This is a genomic window from Acidiphilium iwatense, assembly GCF_021556475.1.
Lineage (GTDB): Bacteria > Pseudomonadota > Alphaproteobacteria > Acetobacterales > Acetobacteraceae > Acidiphilium > Acidiphilium iwatense.
This window is the reverse complement of the sequence record NZ_JAKGBZ010000025.1, coordinates 17208-38392: the sequence shown is the minus strand read 5'-3', so window position 1 is coordinate 38392 and position 21185 is coordinate 17208. Positions and strand designations below refer to the sequence as shown.

At 59.7% G+C, this 21185-nt stretch carries 19 protein-coding genes and 2 pseudogenes; 10 read left to right on the top strand and 11 right to left on the bottom strand.

Annotated features, from left to right (window positions below; genetic code table 11):
• The first annotated feature begins 79 nt into the window (after positions 1-79).
• Positions 80-469, top strand: a complete 390-nt coding sequence (locus L2A60_RS12875) for a hypothetical protein (RefSeq protein ID WP_235704811.1) — start codon at positions 80-82, stop codon at positions 467-469.
• Here L2A60_RS12875 and L2A60_RS12870 read toward each other — a convergent pair.
• Entirely contained in the window at positions 452-682 is a 231-nt protein-coding gene (locus L2A60_RS12870) for a hypothetical protein (RefSeq protein WP_235704810.1), read from the bottom strand. The two genes, L2A60_RS12875 and L2A60_RS12870, sit on opposite strands and share 18 nt — an antisense overlap.
• Positions 683-742: 60 nt before the next feature.
• Between L2A60_RS12870 and L2A60_RS12865 the strand changes: the two genes are divergently transcribed.
• Both L2A60_RS12865 and L2A60_RS20905 read left to right on the top strand, forming a co-directional pair.
• Positions 743-3040: a 2OG-Fe(II) oxygenase gene (locus L2A60_RS12865; RefSeq protein ID WP_235704809.1), complete on the top strand. Its 2298-nt coding sequence runs from the start codon at positions 743-745 to the stop codon at positions 3038-3040.
• A gap of 141 nt (positions 3041-3181) precedes the next feature.
• On the top strand, positions 3182-3325 hold the full coding sequence (locus tag L2A60_RS20905) for a transposase domain-containing protein (protein ID WP_407932555.1): 144 nt from the start codon (positions 3182-3184) through the stop codon (positions 3323-3325).
• A 29-nt stretch (positions 3326-3354) separates the two neighbouring features.
• Here the strand turns inward: L2A60_RS20905 and L2A60_RS12860 are convergent, their stop codons facing one another.
• Positions 3355-3630 (bottom strand): DUF6429 family protein, encoded by a 276-nt coding sequence (locus L2A60_RS12860; protein WP_235704808.1) that lies wholly within the window; start codon positions 3628-3630, stop codon positions 3355-3357.
• 373 nt (positions 3631-4003) lie between these two features.
• Here L2A60_RS12860 and L2A60_RS12855 point away from each other — a divergent pair, with 373 nt between their 5' ends.
• Entirely contained in the window at positions 4004-6529 is a 2526-nt protein-coding gene (locus L2A60_RS12855) for a TOTE conflict system archaeo-eukaryotic primase domain-containing protein (RefSeq protein ID WP_407932553.1), read from the top strand.
• 504 nt (positions 6530-7033) lie between these two features.
• Positions 7034-7978, top strand: a pseudogene (locus L2A60_RS12850) (ISAzo13 family transposase); the annotation flags it as partial.
• Between the two features lie 157 nt (positions 7979-8135).
• Here the strand turns inward: L2A60_RS12850 and ltrA are convergent.
• A complete protein-coding gene (gene ltrA, locus L2A60_RS12845; protein ID WP_235704806.1) occupies positions 8136-9473 on the bottom strand; it encodes a group II intron reverse transcriptase/maturase in 1338 nt (445 codons plus the stop codon).
• Positions 9474-9973: 500 nt separating this feature from the next.
• Between ltrA and L2A60_RS12840 the strand changes: the two are divergent.
• The 3 genes and pseudogenes from L2A60_RS12840 to L2A60_RS12830 form a co-directional block, all read left to right on the top strand.
• Positions 9974-10249: pseudogene (locus L2A60_RS12840) on the top strand (ISAzo13-like element transposase-related protein); the annotation flags it as partial.
• Between the two features lie 464 nt (positions 10250-10713).
• On the top strand, positions 10714-11322 hold the full coding sequence (locus L2A60_RS12835) for a response regulator transcription factor (protein WP_235704805.1): 609 nt from the start codon (positions 10714-10716) through the stop codon (positions 11320-11322).
• Positions 11323-11369: 47 nt separating this feature from the next.
• Positions 11370-11969 (top strand): class I SAM-dependent methyltransferase, encoded by a 600-nt coding sequence (locus L2A60_RS12830; protein ID WP_235704804.1) that lies wholly within the window; start codon positions 11370-11372, stop codon positions 11967-11969.
• Positions 11970-12138: 169 nt separating this feature from the next.
• Here the strand turns inward: L2A60_RS12830 and L2A60_RS12825 are convergent, their stop codons facing one another.
• The 8 genes from L2A60_RS12825 to ubiT form a co-directional block, all read right to left on the bottom strand.
• On the bottom strand, positions 12139-13422 hold the full coding sequence (locus L2A60_RS12825) for an acyl-CoA dehydrogenase family protein (RefSeq protein ID WP_235704803.1): 1284 nt from the start codon (positions 13420-13422) through the stop codon (positions 12139-12141).
• A gap of 106 nt (positions 13423-13528) precedes the next feature.
• Entirely contained in the window at positions 13529-13783 is a 255-nt protein-coding gene (locus L2A60_RS12820) for a hypothetical protein (protein WP_235704802.1), read from the bottom strand.
• A 389-nt stretch (positions 13784-14172) separates the two neighbouring features.
• Positions 14173-14838, bottom strand: a complete 666-nt coding sequence (gene pdxT, locus L2A60_RS12815) for a pyridoxal 5'-phosphate synthase glutaminase subunit PdxT (RefSeq protein ID WP_235704801.1) — start codon at positions 14836-14838, stop codon at positions 14173-14175.
• Positions 14839-14841: 3 nt separating this feature from the next.
• Complete coding sequence (gene pdxS, locus L2A60_RS12810) at positions 14842-15762, bottom strand: pyridoxal 5'-phosphate synthase lyase subunit PdxS (RefSeq protein ID WP_235704829.1); 921 nt, start codon at positions 15760-15762, stop codon at positions 14842-14844.
• A 113-nt stretch (positions 15763-15875) separates the two neighbouring features.
• Positions 15876-17096 (bottom strand): Rid family hydrolase, encoded by a 1221-nt coding sequence (locus L2A60_RS12805; RefSeq protein WP_235704800.1) that lies wholly within the window; start codon positions 17094-17096, stop codon positions 15876-15878.
• A 4-nt stretch (positions 17097-17100) separates the two neighbouring features.
• Positions 17101-18000, bottom strand: coding sequence for a ubiquinone anaerobic biosynthesis protein UbiV (gene ubiV / locus L2A60_RS12800; protein ID WP_235704799.1), 900 nt, complete (start codon positions 17998-18000; stop codon positions 17101-17103).
• On the bottom strand, positions 17997-18992 hold the full coding sequence (ubiU, locus tag L2A60_RS12795; RefSeq protein ID WP_235704798.1) for a ubiquinone anaerobic biosynthesis protein UbiU: 996 nt from the start codon (positions 18990-18992) through the stop codon (positions 17997-17999). The genes ubiV and ubiU overlap by 4 nt, the downstream gene beginning before the upstream one ends.
• The gene (gene ubiT, locus L2A60_RS12790) at positions 18989-19660 is read right to left on the bottom strand and encodes a ubiquinone anaerobic biosynthesis accessory factor UbiT (protein ID WP_235704797.1); all 672 of its coding nucleotides are present in this window, start codon (positions 19658-19660) and stop codon (positions 18989-18991) included. The genes ubiU and ubiT overlap by 4 nt, the downstream gene beginning before the upstream one ends.
• 146 nt (positions 19661-19806) lie before the next feature.
• Here ubiT and L2A60_RS12785 point away from each other — a divergent pair, with 146 nt between their 5' ends.
• Both L2A60_RS12785 and L2A60_RS12780 read left to right on the top strand, forming a co-directional pair.
• Positions 19807-20481 (top strand): 2OG-Fe(II) oxygenase, encoded by a 675-nt coding sequence (locus tag L2A60_RS12785; RefSeq protein WP_235704796.1) that lies wholly within the window; start codon positions 19807-19809, stop codon positions 20479-20481.
• Positions 20482-20493: 12 nt separating this feature from the next.
• Complete coding sequence (locus tag L2A60_RS12780; RefSeq protein WP_235704795.1) at positions 20494-21171, top strand: 2OG-Fe(II) oxygenase; 678 nt, start codon at positions 20494-20496, stop codon at positions 21169-21171.
• Positions 21172-21185 lie beyond the last annotated feature (14 nt).

The window sequence follows — 21185 nt, the reverse complement described above, 5'->3', positions numbered from 1 at the left end:
GGCACTTCTGTTTCGGGCGTTTCCGGACGCTCCGGTTACAACCGGCCACGATTTGTGTCCTTGATTTGGATCAACGACTATGGCGTACACGATCCTCTTCCAGACCCGGCTCATCGACCGCGCGCTGTATCTTCTGAAAAGCTGGGCCAACGATCTGATATGCTTGGACATGGCACGCGGCACCGGGGCCAGCTTTGCGAGCAAACCGCAGTTGGCCGCTCAGATGATCAAGCGATCGCGCGTGATTGCGATTACAGCGGACGTGCCCGTCGCCCCTCCGGTCGATCTCCGACCGACTTCTTCGGAGAAGGATCTCCTCCTGCGGCGATGGTTGCCGTCGACAGCGTCTATGGCGGCGGCGATATCAGAAGAAACCTGCCGCACTGGCAAGGGCTACGTACTGGCGGTGGGGTTCGGTCCATTGAAACTCATGAGGGCTGCTGATCCGTCGTCATGTCGTCGATGGTGAACTGGCCTTGTTCTCAACCTGGCGCTCGGCTGGAACGCCGATCGACACCGGCCGCCGTCGAAGGATACTGCTGGTTGGTTGTTTCATGTTGCAGATCGCCTTGCGCAGACGCGCGACAAACTGCACGACGTTGTGCGCGGGACGCTGACCGCAAGCGATCTCTCCTCGCGTCGTTACCATCCTTCGCCGGCTTGCATCGGGGCAGATCGACATCCATGATTGAGGCGATTAGAGCGTCCACGACTTCTTCTCCATATCCCGGGTAGGTTCTGCATGACCCGTATGTCGGTATCGATCGCGTCTGAACTTGACTCGCTCCTCGGCACGGTGCGCCGGCCGGGTGATTTCTGGACGTCTGGCATGGAAGTTCTGGGCGTGCCGTCGCTGGAGGTCGATGGTGCGGGCCAGGTGGCTTTACCGTTGCTGCCGGTGCAGGCCGGGCAACTCATCGCATGCGCCGAGCCCGCCCCCTATGGAAGGGGCAAGGCCACGATCGTCGATCAGAATGTCCGGCGCACCTGGCAGATCGGCCCCGATCGGGTGCGCATCGGCGGGCGGCGTTGGGCGGAGACACTCGCGACGATCGTGGCGCGGGCGGCCGAGGGGCTCGGGGTGAGCGAGCCGGTCGATGCCGAATTCTACAAGTTGCTGATCTATGACGAGGGCAGCTTCTTCGTCGGCCACCGTGACACCGAGAAAGCACCGGGCATGTTCGCGACACTTCTCGTCGTGCTGCCCTCGCGGTTCGCCGGCGGCACGCTGATCGTCCGGCACAAGAGGCGGGAGATCCAGCTCGATCTTCACAGTGAAGACCCGGCCGAAGCGGCGTTCACCGCCTTCTATGCTGATTGCGTCCATGAGGTTCTGCCGATCACCCAAGGATATCGCCTGACGCTGGTCTATAATTTGCTGCGGTGGGGCAAGGGCCGTCCACCCAGAGCCCCCAGCTATGAATCCGAACAGGCGCGCCTGACGGTGCTGTTACAGGGGTGGCGCGCGGCGAAACAGGCGGCCGATGAGGATTCGCCGGAGAAGCTGGTCTATCTCCTCGAGCACGCCTATACGCCGGCCGAACTCGGCTTTGCCGCGCTGAAGGGTGCCGATGCGGCGCGGGCGGGTGTGCTTTCTGCCGCCGCGCGGGAGGCGCAGTGCGATCTGCATCTGGCGCTGCTGACGATCGAGGAAAGCGGAATCGCCGAATATTCGGAGCGCTACGACGGGTCGTGGCGCGGGCGCTGGGTGGATGACGCCGAAGCCTTCGAGGCGGGAGAGGTCGTCGACCGGAGCGTGATCCTATCGGACTGGCGGCGCCCCGATGGCGATGCCGTGGTGCTCGGCCCGATTCCCGTGGAGGGGGATGAGTTTGCACCGCCTGACGCGGGCGAGGATCTGGCTCCTGACGAGGAGCATTTCCACGAGGCGACCGGTAATGAAGGCGCCTCGTTCGAGCGCACCTATCGCCGGGCGGCTCTGGTGCTGTGGCCAAGCGCGCGGATATTCGCGGTGCTGAGCCAGGCGGGTCTTGCGGTGACGCTTCCCTATCTCGATGACCTGGTTGGCCGCTGGGAAGCGGTCGGAGCGGAGCAGGAAACGCCACTCTGGTGCGCGGCACATGAGCTGACCGGGCATATGCTGGCGCAATGGCCGCAGCAAAATTGGTATCCGCGCGAAAGTGAAGGGCCAAGTGCGGCCGCGCGGCTGCTTGCCTTGCTGACCCGGTTGCGTGACACAGCGATGATCGAGAGAGCCCTCAGGGACATTGTCGCGACTGGTCATCACGAGAAGGGCGATAATGAGGCCATTGTCGGCGGACTCGCCTGCCTTCCTCCTAAGCGGCAGAGCGCCCTGCTCGAGCAGATTATCGCCGGGACCGCCGCGACGGCGTTCGCGGCCTGCGCCGACCTGCTTGCCCGCGCCACGACTCTTCGCCAGCAACATCCCGGGTTGCGCCTGGTGGATGCTGCCAGCCTGATGATCGCCAAGTTGCCGGGTGATCCGGCACACGGCGTCACGCCCGAGCCCTGGCAGAACCAGGCCAGGATGCGGCCCGGCATCGTCGTCGATCTTCTGAACGGGCTCGGCGCAATCGACGCGACTTTGGCAGGGCGCGCCGCAGATCATATACTGGCCAGACCGCAGCACTATGACCCGGATTCCATTCTGATCCCAGCACTTCGGCGGCTGACTACCCTGACTATGTCGCCAAGCCAGGCGATCGAGCGACTGCGCGCGGCCTGTCTCGCCCACCTGCGCGCGCGAACCGCGGAGCCACTCGCACCGCCGCCCGACTGGCGTCGCGCGAGCAAGCTTTCTTGCCGCTGTGCCCGCTGTGCCGAACTCGCGCGCTTTCTCGACAACACGGAAAGCAGAACGTGGATCTTCAAGGCTGCGGAAGCCGATCGCGCTCACCTCCAAGGAACGATCAAACAGGCGCGTTGCAATGTCGATGCAACGACCGATAAGCGAGGCCGGCCCTACAGCCTGCTGTGCGTCAAAAATCAGGCAAGCTATGATCGCCGTGCCAAGCAACGAGAGCAGGATCTCGCAGATCTGATGCTGCTCGAGCGCTGACGAGATTACTCACATTTGGCGCATCGTCGGTCGTTCTGGCGGGCTCTGGCGGAATTGGCCGAAGACAAGGATGCCAAGACGCCGCGCGCGCATCCTTGACTTCGACGAAGGCGGTCAGCGCGCCGCCACTCTCCTGTCACCATCCTTCAGACCGACAAACTGAACAACATCGGTCCGCAAACCTATCTCACCGACACGTTGCCCAAAATCGCCAGTAACCACCCGATCAATCGGGTCAGCGAACTGATACCCTGGACCCATCAGAAGGTCGAAATTTCCGCTTGACCGCTGAAACTCCCCAGGCTGACAAACACCTACCTGATCATCGGCTTCCCGAACAGCTTGGTGAATAACCGCACACTCTCCGCCAAGCCCTCCTCGGTGAACACCACGGACTTCGCCTTGCCCACCGGATTGCCAATCATCCCCTTGTGATGCAGCCGATCCAGAGCATCCCAATCATGGCCTTTCCACGCCCTGAACCCATCGTGCAGCGTGAGATGAAGCAGCGCCAAAACCGCCTCGTCGACCTTGTCGGTGTCAATCTCCACCATCGTAACCTCACAGACCACGGACGCACCATTGTTCATCCACGCCAATTCGGAAAGTCAATAGACAAAATCAACGCGTTTGACCCGTCTTACGCTCGAATAGCAGCCTGATCGAAAGAAAACGTCGATCCTTCCAAGCGGCAGCGTTTCGCCGAAGTTGCAGAGGTCGAACGCGTGAGCCCGCATGAGGAGAATTCGGCGCCATATGATCGATATCAGATCAGGCCGTCTGAATTTGAAGCGTGGCAGAAAGTTTGGACGGCACCGAGATGACCTTGGCTGTGAAATCACACCCAACCTTTGCTGGTTACCGTGATTATGCTTGACTGCTGCGCGGGTTGGCGCGCAGTGGCCCCCAACACGTCCACCGCACACCATGAGCGGTAATCTTGTAGAATTTGTCAAGAGTTCGTTGTGGAACTCCGTAGGGTCGGTCAGTAACAAATTCGCTTCTGAAAGGAGCAAAGGGATCGCCAGCGCGGACGACATCGCTCGACAGATTGCGACCCTGAAAGGCCGGCTGACCGCACTCGACCGGGAACGGTCGGAGATCGCCAAACGATTGGGCGTGCTTGAGCAAGCGCAGGCGCGGGAGAGGGCCGAACAGTCGGCACCTGCCGCTGTCACGATGGCCTCTCCGACCGCTGCGAAGATCGCGCTTTTCCGCAGCCTGTTTCGCGGACGGGAGGATGTGTTGCCGCGGCGGTGGGAAAACTCGAAGACGGGGAAGGCCGGCTACGCGCCCATGTGCCGGAACGAGTGGGTCCGCGGCGTGTGCGGCAAACCGCGGGTGAGGTGCGGAGAATGCCCAAATCAAGCATTCGTCCCTATCGGAGACAATATCTTTAATTCGCATCTTACCGGGAAGGCCTCCGGCAATGCAACCGATTTCACTGTTGGCATATACCCGATGCTGCCGGACGAAACATGCTGGTTCCTTGCCGCCGATTTCGACGAGAAGGCCTGGATGCAGGATGTTGCCGTGTTCCGTGACACCGCACGTGCGAAGGGTGTGCCTGTCGCCATCGAACGATCGCGCTCGGGCAATGGTGCTCATGCCTGGATTTTCTTCGCTGAGCCCGCACCGGCGGCGGATGCCAGACGCCTCGGTGCGCTTCTGGTCACGGCAACGATGGATCGTTGTCCCGATATCGGCTTCGATTCGTATGATCGGTTCTTTCCGAGCCAGGACACCATGCCGGCAGGCGGGTTCGGCAATCTGATCGCCCTGCCGCTTCAGAACCGGCCGCGTGAGAACGGCAACAGCGTCTTCCTCGATGATGAATTCCGTCCCTACGAAGATCAATGGGCGTATCTATCAACGATCGGTCGGCTATCGCGCGCCGAACTGATATCGATCGTGGCCGAAGCCGCTGCCTCGGGACAGATTATCGGCGTGCGTCTCCCTTCGACGGAAGAGGACGAAGAGCCTTGGACCGCGCTGCCGTCCCGCCGCAGCAAGGAGCCACCGATCGAGGGCGAGCTTCCCGGTTCGGTCGAGGTCGTGCTGGGCAATCAGGTCTATATTGACCGGTCGAAGCTGCCGCCGGCTCTCGTGAACCGCATCGCACGGCTGGCCGCATTCCAGAACCCCGAGTTCTATGCGGCGCAGGCAATGCGCCTGCCGACCTTCGGCAAGCCGCGCGTCATCTCATGTGCCGAGCTGTTCCCGAGACATGTCGCCATCCCGAGGGGATGCCTCGACGATCTGTTGAGTCTTCTCGGCGACGCGGGCATTGTTGCCGAGCTGCGCGCCGAACGCCAGCAAGGGCGGCCGATCGGCGCCCCATTTCTCGGTGAGCTGACACCGGAACAGGATGAAGCCGCCGCCGCTCTTCTCCAGCATGAAACTGGGGTGCTCGCCGCGACCACGGCGTTCGGCAAGACCGTCATCGCCGCGAAAATGATCGCGGCGCGGGATCGGAACACCTTGGTGCTGGTCCATCGCCGGCAGCTTCTCGATCAATGGGTTGCGCGTCTCCAAACCTTTCTGGATATCCCGCCGAACAAGCTCGGCGTCTTCCACGGCGGGAAGAAGAAGCCGACCGGACATGTCGATATCGCCGTCATGCAGAGCTTGGTGCGGAAGGGCGTTGTTTCCGATCTGGTCGCCGACTACGGGCATGTCGTCGTCGATGAATGCCATCACCTCTCCGCTGTGGGCTTCGAGACCATCGCACGGGCGGTCAAGGCCCGATACGTCCTTGGCCTGTCCGCGACGGTGACGCGGAAGGACGGCCACCATCCGATCATCTTCATGCAATGCGGTCCGGTTCGCCATCGCGTCGATGCCAGGAAGCAGGCGAGCGCTCGTCCCTTCGATCATAAGGTCGTTTTCCGGCGTACGGCGTTCCGGCTTACCCGGAGCGGTCCGGATGAAAGGCCGACCATCCAGGAGCTTTATGCAAAGCTTGCTCAAGACCCGGCGCGGAATGATCTGATTTTCGATGACATCCTGTCGGCACTCGAAGCGGGACGCTCGCCGGTCGTCATCACCGAACGCAAGGATCATCTTGACTTGTTGGCGGGGCGGCTGTCGAAATTCGCGAAGAACGTCATCGTTCTCCGTGGCGGCATGAGCGCACGGCAGTCGCGAGCAGTGACCGAATCCCTGGCCACGATCCCGGCGGGCGAGGAACGGGTCCTGGTGGCGACGGGTCGCTATCTCGGCGAGGGCTTCGACGACGCGCGGCTCGATACCTTGTTTTTGACCATGCCGATTTCCTGGCGGGGAATCCTTGCTCAATATGCCGGCCGGCTGCATCGGCTTCACGCCACGAAACGCGATGTCGTTATTTACGATTATATCGATGGGAACGAACCGATGCTGGCGAAGATGGCGATCAAGCGGGAGGCCGGATATCGCAGCCTCGGATATCGGGCTGCTTACGGCTTCGAACTTGAGTTGGGATCAGCAACTACAAAACCAGCCCAATAGGGTCCCATCGGCGTTAATTCTGTGATCGTATTACTAACCTGCTCCTCAAATAGGTATTGAATTGAGCCGTGCTATAATTTGAAGATGACGATTGAGCGAGATTTTAGGAAGCTGGACAGAGCGACGCAGGCTGAGTTGCGGCGCGTTGCGGTTGCGATGGTCGCCTCGGGCAAGACGCGGATTGATATCAACCTCCCTAAATTTTGACTGACGCCCATGTGCGTTGGGTAATTGATTGGATGCGTGGTTGGTCGGCCATCAGTGAGTTTCGGGCGGCGGCTCAGGCTGCGAGGATTTCATCAAAGGTGTCCCAGACGGTTATGCTGAACCTATTGGGTTGAAGTTCCCGGCCACGGCGATGCCCAATCCTGACTGGTGGCAGGCGCTTGGCCGCGTCCTGGCGAGGTGATTGCTAAGGCGTTGTTGATAAATAACTGAATCGAATTGCGATTTTTTGGAAGTCTTGGGATTCCCAGCGCGCGGCCGAGTTTATAGAATCGCGGCGTGATTGACGAATCGGCGATCCGGTTGCGGTTTGAGGCGCTCGATCCTTTGCTGGATGAGCGGGGACGGCGGCGCTTGGCCGCGGCGGAAGCCTTGGCCGCGGGTCGCGGCGGCGTCAGCGCGGTTTCTCGCGCCACCGGCATTGCGCGCAGCACGATTGGACGCGCGCTCGCCGAACTTCGCGACGGCGCAATGTTGCAAGACAAGCGCGTGCGCCGCGCCGGCGGCGGACGCAAGCCGTTGAGCGAGACCGACGCCAGCCTGCTGGACGATCTTCGTCGTCTGGTCGATCCGGCGACGCGCGGCGATCCCGAATCTCCGCTGCTGTGGACCTCGAAAAGTCTGCGCAAACTGGCCGAGGGTTTGCGCGGCATTGGTCACGCGATTGGCCATAATCTGGTTGGCGATCTGCTGCGCAAGCTGGGCTATAGCCTGCAGGCCAACCGCAAGACGCGCGAGGGAACCCATAATCCAGATCGCGATGCGCGGTTTCGCTATATCAACGATCGCGTGAAAGCGGCGCTCGACGCGGGTGAGCCAGCGATCTCCGTCGACACCAAGAAAAAGGAGCTGGTCGGCGATTTCAAGAACGCCGGCCGCGAGTGGGCTCCAAAAGGTTCGCCTGAACAAGTGCGTGTGCACGATTTCCTCATTCCAGAACTTGGACGCGCCGCGCCCTATGGCGTTTACGATATCGGCGACAACGCCGGCTGGGTCAGCGTCGGCGTCGGCCATGACACGGCGAGCTTCGCGGTCAATGCCATCAGGCGCTGGTGGTCGTTGATGGGCAGCGTGCGTTACCCGCACGCGACATCGCTCACGATCACCGCCGATGGCGGCGGCAGCAATGGTTCACGCGTGCGATTGTGGAAAATCGAACTCCAGAAACTGGCGGATGAACTCGGCCTCGCCATCACCGTGCATCACCTGCCGCCCGGCACGAGCAGTAGAGTCGACGACTGGCGCGGTGGCGTTAGCCTTCCGGTGGGTTATCGGCGGCGCTTTCGCGTCGCCCCCTCAATCCGAACTGGCATAGCTCCGTTTCCAGTCGCCGCTCGTCAAACTGGACGTGCAGATCACCCGCATCCAGCTTTCACCTGCGTCATTGGGCCTTCGTGCTCGGCAGGTCAGCGCGGCGTAGCGGTAAGGCATAGAGGCCGAGAGTCTCGTAGAGATACTCATCCGGATATTGGCGATATCCGGTGCCCGCTTGTCCGCTTCGTCGTGTCAACCAGCGTTGAAAACGCCGTTGGGTGTACCAGCGCACAACTTTGTAGACCCGGAGAACCGGTCCCTGGTTGAAGTACGCAGCCCAGCCGCGGGGCAGCGAATTGATTGCTGCGACCCGTAGTTCTGGACTTTCGGCATGCTTGTATGGCGTTGTCGCGTCGTGGATTCGTTGGAGTAGTCGGTGGACGGATTTCCGAGACGGGACCGTGCCGATAAAAGGCACGCCGTCTTTGCCATAGAAACAACTGATGGAATAGCCTAGGAAATCGAAGTTTCCCTCGGGGAGTCGCACCAGTTGCGTCTTGGCTTCGTTCACCGTCAGTCCGAGCCTCGTCATCAGTTGCCGCATCGTCGCCAGTGCTGCCGGTCCGTTTCCGGGTCGGCAGCAGATGACGAGGTCATCGGCGTAGTTGACGACGTGGGCGTCGAGTCGCTTGCGGTGACCGAACGCTTCCCAGGCCAGGAGGAAGCGACGGAAATAGAGATTCGCCAGCAAAGGTGAAATCGGAGAGCCCTGGGGGGTTCCCCGATGCCGGTCCTTTGCCTCCGTCGTGCATCGGGTCGTGCGCTGGTCACGCTCGATTACCGGTGCCGTGAGCCAGGTTTTGATTACGGAGAGGAGTTTCCCGTCCGTAATTCGCCGGCTCACGCAGCGCATCAAGGGGCCGTGCGGAATCGAGGTGAAGTAGTCGCTGAGATCAGCGTCCACCACCTCCGCTCGTCCATGGGCCGTGATGTGCCAGAAGGCTTTGCGAACCGCCATTTTGGCGTCCATCGCCGGACGGAATCCATACTGGTTACCCAGTAGATCCGCCTCCAAGATCGGTCCCACTACCAGCAAAACCGCCATCTCGACCACACGGTCGAGAATACAAGGAATGCCGAGCGGACGCCGACTTCCGTTACTCTTTGGAATCCAAACACGCAGCAAGGGCTGCGGACGATATTCGCCGTCGCGCAGCTCTTGACGCAACTTTTCCAGCCATTGTTTCGTTCCGTAGGAATCGATCTGGGCGAAACTCACCCCATCGACACCTGCCGAGCCGCCGTTACGACGACATGCCCGGTAGGCTTCTTCGATGACGTCATCCCGACAGACTTTGTCCCAAAGGGAATAGAAACGATACGCTGGTTCAGCCTTAGCTTTCGCCTGTAGTGAGGTCTGTAATTTCCGAACCCTTTCGAGCGGAGTTGTTAGGCTTTTGGCCAATCTCCGAGGTCTCATCACTTGATTCACCTTTCGCAGGTCAGGGCCCCTTTCCTCGACCGGCATTACCCGGCGTCATCGGTACTACGGGCCCATCCGCCATCTGCCCCGGCCGACGCTGACCCTCACGGGGTCGCCGTTGACCAGTCGGTTTGCCAACCGTGGTCACCAGGACAGACTTCCCTTGTTGCACACTGATGTTCTGCCATACGTGCTGCCATCTTTACCCCGGTGAGCCCATCAAGGGCGTATCTCGCTCGCTTGCCTGATGGCGGCGGCCTCCCCATTCCACTGGTGGGTCGGCGCTCACATTGATCATTTCGAGGCCTCAATAATGTTCGCTTTTGCTGCGGCCCGTATGGCCCGTTGATCCCCAAAAGGGACCTTTTCCCGAAGTGCTTCAGACCATTCGTCGCCTCCTGATCCGCTCCGGGGGCTTCCGGCTGGAGCGAGAGTTGCCGGGTGGGGTTTGCACCCACGACATCGATGCGCCTTGGCAAGGCACACAGTGGAACAAGATCGAGCATCGGCTATTTTCGTTCATCACCGGAAATTGGCGCGGCAAGCCGCTCGTCAGTCATCAGGTGATCGTCCAACTCATCGCCGCCACGACGACCAAAGCCGGCCTAACGGTCCGCTGCGAACTTGATCCCAACATCTATCCCGCAGGCGTGAAGGTGCCCGACGAAGAACTCAAAACCGTCAAAATCCTCCGCCACGAATTCCACGGAGAGTGGAATTACACAATCACGCCAAGCGGACCCGTTCTGGAGCGGTAATTGTCCAACAGCGCCTAAGCTCGCCCTCCAATCTGGTACGGACGCTGTACGATCTCAAAATACCTCTGCTTGCGATTAATCGGAGCGCATTATTCGCTTTTTGCACCGCAACGTGAAACACTGCGGGGGGATTCACTGCCGTACCTCAATCGGTAACCAGCGTGATCCGAGACAAGCAGATCAGCCAGATCGGCATCCAATGCCATTTTTTGACGCATTCGATAGATATGGTTCTCAACCGTATGCGTATGGCTTCCGGTGTGGGCTCTATAGCGTGAGCGGCTGAAGCGGGCGAAGTTGGACTTCTGGAGTGCCTCGGGCCAAATCGACGGCTACGCTCTACGTAACGGAGCATCTCATTCGGATGGGTTGGTATCCCGCCGCGATCATATAATGATCCGGCTGAATACTGACGATTCGAATCATCGAAGGCGAAGTGCCGATAGCCCCGAGGAAAGACGAACATGCCGGACGCGCGCCCAATCTTGATTGTAACTGCCGATAATGATTTGCGGATTGCTCTCACTGAGAAGTTGAGTGTGGAGAACAATTTTTCCCCACAGATAGTAAGCAACATTGCTGATGCTGAAGCGGCCCTGGCCGATAGAGATCGATGTCTCGACACCGTGATCCTCGATTTTGATAATCCAAAATTGAACGGCTTGACATTCTCGTCCGAGATCCGCCGACAAGGTAAGAAAATGCCTATGATCATCGTCTCTACCTCACCGGATGAGAAGGATGTGGTGCGTGGCCTGAAGTCAGGCGCGGATGACTATATCGTCAAGCCACTCAGAATGGATGAGCTATTAGCTCGGCTGCGGGCGCATTTGCGAAATTTCGAGAGGAGCGAAGCCGTGACGTTACGGATCGGCCCCTATACATTTCATCCAGCAAAGAAGAGTTTGATCAATCCCAAGCGGAACAAACGGATCCTCCTGACGGACAAGGAGACGGCGCTACTGAAATGTCTTTGCCGTGCAGGTGGTCAGCCAGTCAGCCGAGCAGCGCTCAAGAACGAAATCTGGGGTCTGACCGAGGGAGACACGCACTGCTTTGATCTTAGTCAATGATCTTACGTGCGGAATGCGGGTAACAGCGAAAATACAGGAGGTGCGCGATGAGTGTGAGGCTGTTCCCGGCCACGGCGATGCCCGATCCTGACTGGTGGCAGGCGCTTTGGCCGCGCCCTGGCGAGGTGATTGCCAAACTCGACGTCCAGCCTGGGACGGACGCCGTCGATCTCTGCTGCGGCAACGGGCTGTTCACCATTCCCCTGGCCGGCATGGTGCGCTGTGTCGTCGCCATAGACCTCGACCGGGAGATGGTGGATTTGGCACGGTCGAGGGCCGCTGCGGCGGGGGTGAAGAACTGCGTCTTCATCACAGGCGACGCTTGCGACCTGGCCCGGTTGGTTCCAGCACCTTTGGATCTCGTTATGATCGCCAATACCTTCCATGGCGTTCCCGACAAGGCGGAGCTTTCGTGCATCGTTGCCGCAGCGCTGCGACCGGGCGGTCGGTTCGTCGTGGTCAACTGGCACCGGCGCCCGCGCGAGGAAACTACGGTCCTCGGCCAACCGCGGGGACCGAAGACCGCAATGCGGATGACGCCGGAGGATGTCGCGGCGGCGGCCGAGCCTGCCGGGTTGCTACCAAAGCGGGTCGTGGAATTGCCACCCTACCACTACGCCTCGATCCTTGAGAAGCCTACCACGTAGCCCAACAACCGATGGAGAAAGCCTTGCGGCAAGCAGGATGAACAGCAGAAGTGGGCCATGATGGGCGCTTCCCAAGAAGGTGGCCCGATGATGATGGTTATGGGTACCGCATGGCATTGGCGAAAAAGATTATGGGCTATTCCGGGGTTTTGATCGTGAAAACTTCGGTTCAGAGGGGAAATCTCGGTGCGGCGAGGCCATCGGCGATCATCACACTGGCGTAGCCGCCGGTGCGCGCAGGGTCGGTGTGGTGGTGGCGGCGCTGTTCGAGCCGGGCGAGCTGGTCGCGATGCACTTCGTCCGGCCCGTCGGCGAGGCGCAGCGTGCGCTGATGGGCGTAGGAGGTGAACAGCCAGGTATCGGCCACGCCGCCACCGCCAAAGGCTTGAATCGTCCAATCGACGATCTTGCACGCGACGTTGGGGGCGACGACCTTGATCATGGCGATTTCGGCGCGGGCTTCCTTGTTGCCCACTGTATCCATCATGTGCGCGGCTTTGAGCGTTAGTAGCCGGGCTTGATCGATCATGATGCGCGATTCGGCGATTCGCTCGCGCCACACACTCTGTTCGGCGACGGACTTGCCGAAGGCGGTGCGCGATTCGAGGCGGTGGATCATACGTTCGAGAGCGCGCTCGGCGACGCCGATCGAGCGCATGCAGTGATGGATGCGTCCTGGTCCAAGGCGCCCTTGGGCGATCTCGAAGCCACGGCCTTCGCCGAGCAGGATATTAGCGGCGGGGACGCGAACGTTTTCAAAAATCATCTCGGCATGGCCGCGCGGCACGTCATCACTGCCGAACACCGGCAGCGCACACTTCAAGATGACACCCGGGTGCGGGAACAACACCAAGATCATGGATTGCTGCTTGTGTGGATTCGGGTTCCCGGGGTCAGACTTGCCCATCACGATCAGGATATGACAGCGCTGATCAGGCGCCCCGGAGGCCCACCATTTATGACCATTGACCACGTAATGATCGCCGTTGCGTTTGATCTCGGTTTCGATATTGGTCGCATCCGATGAGGCCACGCGTGGCTCGGTCATCGCGAAGGCAGAGCGGATTTCGCCGGCGAGCAACGGATTCAACCAACGCTCCTTGTGCTCGGCCGTACCGTAGCGGGTCAGCACCTCCATGTTACCGGTATCGGGTGCGGAACAGTTAAACGCTTCCGGCCCGAACGGGCTGCGCCCCATGATCTCGGCGAGCGGCGCGTATTCGACATTCGTCAGTCCGGCGCCGTGTTCGGATTCCGGGAGAAACAGGTTCCATAACTTAGCCACCTTGGCCTTCTGCTTGATCTCGCCGAGCAGTTCGAGTGGCGTCCAGCGCTCAGCCTGGGTGTGCGCTGTGTGGAACAGGGCCTGCTCGTTGGGATAGACGTACTCGGCCATGAAATCCGCGGCGCGTGCGCGCAGGGCCTCGGTTTTCGCGGAATATCGGAGCTCCATTCTAAACTCCAGTTATCCAACCTCCATACAAGGCTCTTGATTCTCGTCCAGAAAACACCACTGCTTAGTAAATGTCATTGATCCAGATCACATGAAAACCATGAGATCAAGCCTCGTAAACCTCACGCAGATCAAGGCGGTGCTCGATACGCTCAACCCGCTCACTGAGTTGATCTACGATGATCTGCATTCGATGGACGATCTCGGCATCGTTGGCTTGATCGCGCCGAAGGCTCACCACAGCGGAATAGACCTCATTGAGCCGAGTCTTCATCTCCCGATTGTCCTCATGAAGTGCCAGAACGGACAAATGCAAGGCTCGGAGATGATCGAGAACAAGATTGATAGATTCATCACTCATGCTATGGTCCCCGAAAGAAGCTTTATGAATTCAAATTTGTAGCTATATTCTATCCAAGCGTTAATATTGATCTTGGGTCGGAATGCAGAGATCGGTAGCTTTCCCAGCGTCCGATACGGAGCGCCTGTCCGGCGCGGGGCATCTTGGGTTGTTTGAACGAGGTTGCTATCGTCCGCCGAATAACCTCGGCGGTATAGCTCAGCAGTCGAAACTGCCATGAACGCGGGTCCCGATAGTCAACTGGCGCTTGACCGTCTCGATCCGCATCTTGCCCATCCCCTCTCTTGTTGCCGCGACGCGCCGTAATTCCGCCTGCGTCGCCGCATTAAATTTCCGAAAATTCGAAAATTTCGCCATATTGACCTATTCAGACAGTAACAAGATGACCGTTATCGCTCGTGCGTCTCGTTATGCCTTCTGCCCAAGTTCCCCATTTGCACACCTGGACTTAGACAAGGCTGTCCACCGCGGATCATGGCGCAAAAAAAGCGGTGGATCCGGCGATCCGCGGATAATTCAGGGTGGAAGGTGGCTGCGAGTATGTTGCCCTGACGAACCAAGGTGGGGAAACCTCCATACCGTGCCAGAATTTCCACGCGGGAGCCTGCCCTCACGATACGCGGCGCGCGGATGAAGACCATTTCGAGCCCCCCACCGGAGAAAGCGCAATCTCCCATGGCAACACGGGATTCGATCTGTCGGCCGTAAGCGTTGCGCTGTATTATTATATCCAAAACTGCAAGGCTTTGCTGCGGCGGCGGCAGAACCTCTTTGGCGAGGATAATGCAGCCGGCACAGGTACCGAACACCGGTTTGGCCGCAGCAAACTCCCGCACGGCCTCAAACATATTTTCGCGCGTGAGCAGCTTGAGGAGCGCGGTCGATTCCCCACCCGGAATCACCAAGCCGTCCAGATCAACCAATTCTGCTGTCTCGCGGACCGACACGATCTCGGTGTCACTACTGCGCAAAGCCTCCGCATGTGCCGCGTAATCGCCCTGCAATGCCACAACGCCGATTTTCAGAGGTATTTCGGCCAATCCCGTTATCGGCATGATCTACCAGCCTCGTGTCTGGAGCAACGCTCCCTCTTCCAAAGTAGACGCAGCAAGGCCACGTATGGCTCCGAGGCAGGATTCGCTGATCTCGGCAAGAATCTGCGGGTTGTCATAATGCGTTGTTGCCTGGACGATTGCCTCTGCGCGTGACTGTGCCTCGCCAGGGTCAGCAAAATTCTGTGAGTCCATCATGAAGATGCCGGATCCCACAAATACCGCTTCTGCACCGAGATGGCGGACGAGCGCCGCGTCAGCAGGGGTCGCGATACCGCCGGCCGCGAAGTTTGGCACGGGCAGCCGTCCGGTATCGGCGACCAATCTTACCAACTCGTACGGCGCCCCCAATTCCTTTGCAGCGGTATACAGTTCATCCTCGTGCAGAACAGTCAAAGCGCGAATATCCTTGGCGATTTGCCGGACGTGCCGGACCGCATGCACCACGTCGCCGGTGCCGGCCTCGCCTTTCGTCCTTATCATTGAGGCTCCTTCGGCAATCCGCCGCAGAGCCTCGCCGAGGTTGCGTGCTCCACAGACGAAAGGAGACGCGAAGGCGTGCTTGTTGATATGATGCATTTCATCAGCCGGGGTCAAAACCTCCGACTCATCGATGAAATCTACGCCGAGAGCCTGAAGTACCTGCGCTTCGGCGAAATGGCCGATCCGGCATTTTGCCATCACCGGGATCGAAACGGCAACCATGATCTCCTTGATTTTTTTCGGAGACGCCATTCTTGCGACGCCGCCCTCGGCTCGTATCTGTGCGGGCACCCGCTCGAGTGCCATCACGGCCACTGCACCGGCCTTCTCTGCGATCTTGGCCTGCTCTGCAGTGGTGACATCCATGATGACGCCGCCCTTGAGCATTTCGGCCAGCCCCGTCTTGAGTCGCAACGGTGATGTCTCGGCAGGATTAGTCGGCATATCGCTCACGTATAGACCTCCTGGTAAGTGTCTATTGGCAAACCGACACGTGCTTCGTGTCTGGTCGCATGTGACGACAATCCACCGGCCAAGCAATGCGAAGACTCGGAAGATCAAAAACCTGGAAGCGCCGGATCTTCGTTATCGGCGATGGCCATGCCCTCGACCTCTACCAACCATTCCGGCCGGCAAACCGAACCCTGTACAATGATCGTCGGGACGCCGGGCAAGCGCTCGGACAATGCCGCTTTGATCCGTGGATGGTCGGTTGGGTCACGCAGATAGACGATGAGGTGCATCAGCGTACTGAGCTCCGCCGAGCCGGCGCGCAAAAGTGCCTCCACATTATCGAGTGCGCGGTCGAACTGGCGCGACACATTTCCGGGATGAACAACCTGCCCGGCGCTATCAATGCTGGCAGTTCCCGAGATAAAGAGATGGGCGCGATCGGCATAAGCGATGCGGGTGCCACGCTCGAAGGTCACGTTGTAGTCCTTCGTCGGGCAAAGATGATCGAAATCATTGAGATAGGAGACCTGTTGTGGTGCGAGGCCAAGGATCGAGTAGGCGTCCATCGTTACTATATCGAAGCGGTGCGCGCAGGCACCCTCGATGCCGGTGCTGGCAATGAAATGCGTCTCTGCTGACAGGCCCTGTTCAAGGAACAGCTCACGCCTGCTCGTCACCATGTCGTTATAGAATACGTCGACGTCCTTGACGTAAATCCAGGTGCGGACGCAATTATTGCGTAGCGTGCCACCGAGGCCATCGAGCGTATTGATAAGAGTATCGAACATCTGTCGTGTCTGTTGTGTCGCAGGCACCAGCTTATCGTCCGATGCCGGGCAGAGACCTGTTGTCCAGAGATGAGCAAGGCCATTTTTCTCGACCACGACATGCCGAGACGTAAGCCGGCACTTGGAGAGATCAGGTGCCCCACTGACGTGATAGGCAAGAAGAGAAAGCTTGGTTCGTGAGAGGGGTGGCTGCTGGATGAGAGACAGCGCAACAGGAGAGCCATCTTCATCCGCTGTCAGGCGGCTGTGTCGCAGCAAGGGTATCTGGTTCATCGCATCGCTGACGAATAATCGCCGAAACACGGCGCTGCCGGCCGGCAGACCGAGTTCCTGCCGTGTCTCATCATAGCGTCGCTCAAGGCAGGCGACCTGCTCGGTGAGGCCGAGATCGGCAGGCGGTTCGACGATGATGTAATGCTCGCTTCCGCCGGTGCTCCGCTTGAAGCTTTTGGTGATGACTCTGCCGCTACAATCCATACTCAGGATGCTCCCGTGATTAATGGCCGCCAAGTGTGGTGCCCAGAACGTCGCTGCCATTCCGCTATCCAGCCCGGCCTGGCTGCCAGTCCACCCCGGCGCGCCCGTGCAGATAGCCATTGACAAACGGGACCGGCGCGGTGTGTTCACGCAGGCGCGTGAGGCCCTCCTCTGCATCGCAGGTGCCGTCGAGCACGGCGCGGTAGAGTGTGGCGATCTCGACCATGTCGAGTGCGTGAGGCGAAAGACGGAAATGGGTGACGCCTGCTGCCTGGAGATCGGCGAGTTCGTCGAGCAGAGCGACATGGCCGTGCGAGAGGGTCTGCGTGCCGTTGATCGCCAGCAGCGGACGCCCGTCAAGCTGTGCGATCGCCAGACCATCCGCATCCTGGCCACAGACGAACTGGCAGTTATCCTTGTGCAGATCATGTGCGCGCGCGTGATAGCAGCGCTGTGAGATGGCCAGCGGTTGGCGGCCGAACGCGAACACTTCAATCTCGCCCGCTTGGTTCTGTGCCGCCAACGTGGCGATCGCGTCGATGGATAGTTCCATTGGCGTGTTCACCCGTATGGCACCCAGACGGAGAAGGACATCGAGCGTACCTTCATTGAATACGTTTACCAGAGGGCCGGAGACAAATGCCTGCCCATTTAGCAGTTGCAGGCAGGCGAGATCGTTGATCTCGATCAGATCGCCTGTCTCGCAGAGCGCGCGGATCATCGCGACCTCACGATCGGTGATGATCAACGCCGGTGTCGAGAATACGACCTGCTTTCCTGCTCGGCGCAGACGCTCGGCGATCTTCGGCAGGTCTTTCTCGAACCAAGGGAGACGCTTGCTGCAAACCACCTCACCGAGATAGACGCACTCGACTGGCGCCTCGTCAGCGATACGAGCGTAGAAGTCTCGCCGCCGTGGTGCAGGCCAGTGGAACTGCAGCGGCCCCAAGGTTAAACAGCTCATCGCCACCCCTTCGCGTAGGCGCCGAATGTCTCGCGTCCCCCTTCGGCAACGGCGCGCAGCACGTCGGGCATCGGCGCCGGCGACGCGCCCTCAGCGAGCGCGTCGAGGACGCGGCGGAAAGCGGTGACGACGGTGGCCACATAGGTGCGGCTGCGCTGGCGGCCCTCGATCTTCAGGGCGGTTACCCCGGCCGCCTTGAGTTCCGCGAGGAGCGGAATAACGTTGAGGCCGGTCGGTTCCTCAAACAGATAACTCGGACGGCCATGTACCAGGAAGCGACCCTTGCAGGGGGTCGGGTAGGCCGCCGGCTCATCGCTCGCGAACCGGTTGATCATGACGTCGCCGAGACAGGAGACCAGGCGATCGCCGTCCTCACGGTAGGAGACACACTCAGCCGGAGCGCAGACACCGTCGCTGCTCGGTGAGCGGCCGGTCATGTACGAGGAGAGAAAGCAGCGCCCCTCCACCATCGTACCGAGGCTGCCAAAGGTGAACACCTCGGCCTCGACGCCTGTTTGTCCGATCAACGCCGCGACTTCTTCGACCGACAGCACGCGCGGTAGCACGACGCGGCTGATCCCAAAGGCGTCCCGGTAGAATCGGATCCCGAGCGGGCTGGCTGCGGCCGCCTGCACCGAGAGGTGCCGTCGCAAGTTCGGATGGCGGCACGTCGCATAATCGAGCACGCCAAGATCGGCAAGAATAACCGCATCTGCGCCGCAGGCAGCAGCGTCATCGATCGCGCGCTGCCATGGCCCGAAGTCGCCGGCACGGGGAAACGTGTTTACTGCGACGAAGACGCGGCAACTGCGGGCATGGGCGTAGGCGATACCGCCACGTAAATCTTCGCGGGTGAAATTCAGGCCAGGATAGTTGCGGGCGTTGGTGCAGTCCTGGAAGCCACAATAGACAGTGTCGGCTCCAGCGTCGACCGCAACGCGCAAGGCGGCAGGAGTGCCCGCCGGACAGACCAGTTCGAGATAGCGCGTCATGTCACCGCACCGATTGGATTCCGTCGCCTGGTTTGCGCTTCAATCTTGGCTATGCGCGTTCTCAATGCCTGCAACTCTGCTTCCTGCCGCGCGCAATACGTGGCGATGGAATGTTCTTCTCGTCGTGCCGCGTGCAGCGCCTCGTGCCTCATGGTCAGGCGCTGATGCGCTGCGGCGAGTCGCCGCTCCAGCATGAGCGCCACCCGCCTGACGGGATGCCCCACCGGTCCGAACAGTGCGGTTGCCGCTTGGAACACATTGACGGTTTCGCGATCGAGGGCATTACGCAGACTGACGATCGCTTCCATTTCCCCGGTTATGACGATCTCTCGGGAAAAAAAGAGCGCATCGCTATCGAGTCTGCCTTCGAGCAGCCCCACCAATGTTGCCAACCGGCCTCTTACGCAGGCATTCAAGGGCTGCTCCAAGGTCAATGTCGGCACCAGCGACACTGGCGTTCCCCCGAAGCGGAGCACGAAACGATGCGCCAGATCGGTCGGTTCGATACCGATCGTGCAGGGCTCGTGGCCCGCGAGGGCGCGGAACAGCCGAGGATACGTTCGGCCAAACCGACGCATCAGCAAAGCCGTGGCACGCGTCAGAGCCGGCGCGGGGAGCAGCCCCAGCACATTGGTCGCGAGCAGAACCGGGAATTCCGTCTCCGCCATGAGCCTGCTTCTCCTAGTATTTCCATGCCGTGCCGCAACGACAACCGCATCATGTGAACACGCGGAAGGCGGACGCGCCTTGATTTAGATCAAGGCGTGTCGACGCAATCACGCACATTCTTCCAATGGCCGGAGGAAGCTGGAGTATGACGACTGATTACGAACTGCCGTTTCAGATGCTCGACGAGTCCGCGATCGTAACCGCAAAGCTGGAGCATGATCCTTATGACTATAGCTTTGTCGAGCACGCGCTGCCGGCCACGGTAAAGGAAGCGGTTCTGGCAGACGCGCCGCGCATTTCCGGCCGCGGTAGTTACGGACTTCCAAACCTACGATACGGACAGCTCTTTGGCACGGTCGTTCAGGATCTTTTGAGCCACCGCTTCCGTAGACTTGTCGAGCAGAAATTCAACATGGATCTCAGCCGTAGTCCGCCGGTCATTGTGATGATGGGCAACACGACCGGTCACTACAACGAAGGTCATGCACATCCCGACTCAAAACACAAAATTGTGACAGTGCTGCTCGGCTTCACCCGAACCTGGCCGTATGAGCGCGGTCGGCTCCGCGTGCTGCGCAGTTCAGACCGCGATGACTATACCTTCGAGTTTGCGCCGGAATTCGGGCGAATGTTGATGTTCCGTGTCTGTGACCATTCATGGCACGGCTTCCTCCCACAGAAAGGGCCGCGCATGAGTCTTCAGCTCTGCTTCGTTGATTCCGAATGGTATGTCCGACGCGAATATTGGCGTCATGGCATCAGCAGCATGGTCAAACCCATCCCGATACTCAACAAGATCATTGAATGGGCGCCGCGCTGAGAGGAGCAGAACGTGATTTATCCCCCGGCACCTGAAACCAGCGAGGTTGTTGACCATTTCTGCAAGTCAATCCGCCAGGCGCGACAGCAGGAGTGGCCGTATCGTCATTGGCTGTTTACCGATATTTTCCCTGAATCGCTTTGGGCTCGCCTCCTGGCGTTACCGATCGTACCGCCGATGCTTGGTCATACCGACGGCACCCGTAACAGCTACAATGATCGCCGCTGTTTCATTACAACGCTTCTACGCAGCAAATTTCCCAGTTGTGCCGTTCTCGCCGAGGCACTGCAGAAGCCGAACGTCGCAAAATTAATGGCTGAGACCTGCGGTATCGACGTCGCTGGAGCCTTCCTGCGTATTGAATATATCCAGGATACGGAGGGCACTTGGCTCGAACCTCACCGCGATATTCCAGAAAAATTATTTTCGATGGTCATTTATCTCTTTAGCGGGCCAGGGACAGAGGAATGGGGTACCGATATCTACGATTCCGAGAAGCGCTGGGTTGGCCAGTCCCCTGGTGACTTCAACTCGGGTGTGATCTTCGTTCCCGGCGAGAATACATGGCACGGCTTCGAGCCGCGTCCGATCCTCGGCATTCGCCGGCTCATGGAAGTCAACTATGTGGCGCCGAATTGGCGGGATCGCGAGCAACTCGCTTTTCCCGATCGGCCGATCCGCATCGCCTGAGTGGGCGGTGGTTT

Bases quoted from the DNA above. Each gene is read 5' to 3' on its own strand.
- ubiT (WP_235704797.1), bottom strand. From the start codon at position 19,660: ATGGCGGAGACGGAATTCCCGGTTCTGCTCGCGACCAATGTGCTGGGG.
- ubiV (WP_235704799.1), bottom strand. From the start codon at position 18,000: ATGAGCTGTTTAACCTTGGGGCCGCTGCAGTTCCACTGGCCTGCACCA.
- pdxT (WP_235704801.1), bottom strand. From the start codon at position 14,838: ATGCCGATAACGGGATTGGCCGAAATACCTCTGAAAATCGGCGTTGTG.
- L2A60_RS12835 (WP_235704805.1), top strand. From the start codon at position 10,714: ATGCCGGACGCGCGCCCAATCTTGATTGTAACTGCCGATAATGATTTG.
- L2A60_RS12830 (WP_235704804.1), top strand. From the start codon at position 11,370: ATGAGTGTGAGGCTGTTCCCGGCCACGGCGATGCCCGATCCTGACTGG.
- L2A60_RS12820 (WP_235704802.1), bottom strand. From the start codon at position 13,783: ATGAGTGATGAATCTATCAATCTTGTTCTCGATCATCTCCGAGCCTTG.
- L2A60_RS12825 (WP_235704803.1), bottom strand. From the start codon at position 13,422: ATGGAGCTCCGATATTCCGCGAAAACCGAGGCCCTGCGCGCACGCGCC.
- L2A60_RS12875 (WP_235704811.1), top strand. From the start codon at position 80: ATGGCGTACACGATCCTCTTCCAGACCCGGCTCATCGACCGCGCGCTG.
- L2A60_RS12870 (WP_235704810.1), bottom strand. From the start codon at position 682: ATGTCGATCTGCCCCGATGCAAGCCGGCGAAGGATGGTAACGACGCGA.
- L2A60_RS12865 (WP_235704809.1), top strand. From the start codon at position 743: ATGACCCGTATGTCGGTATCGATCGCGTCTGAACTTGACTCGCTCCTC.
- ubiU (WP_235704798.1), bottom strand. From the start codon at position 18,992: ATGACGCGCTATCTCGAACTGGTCTGTCCGGCGGGCACTCCTGCCGCC.
- L2A60_RS12805 (WP_235704800.1), bottom strand. From the start codon at position 17,096: ATGGCAGCGACGTTCTGGGCACCACACTTGGCGGCCATTAATCACGGG.
- L2A60_RS12785 (WP_235704796.1), top strand. From the start codon at position 19,807: ATGACGACTGATTACGAACTGCCGTTTCAGATGCTCGACGAGTCCGCG.
- L2A60_RS12860 (WP_235704808.1), bottom strand. From the start codon at position 3,630: ATGAACAATGGTGCGTCCGTGGTCTGTGAGGTTACGATGGTGGAGATT.
- pdxS (WP_235704829.1), bottom strand. From the start codon at position 15,762: ATGCCGACTAATCCTGCCGAGACATCACCGTTGCGACTCAAGACGGGG.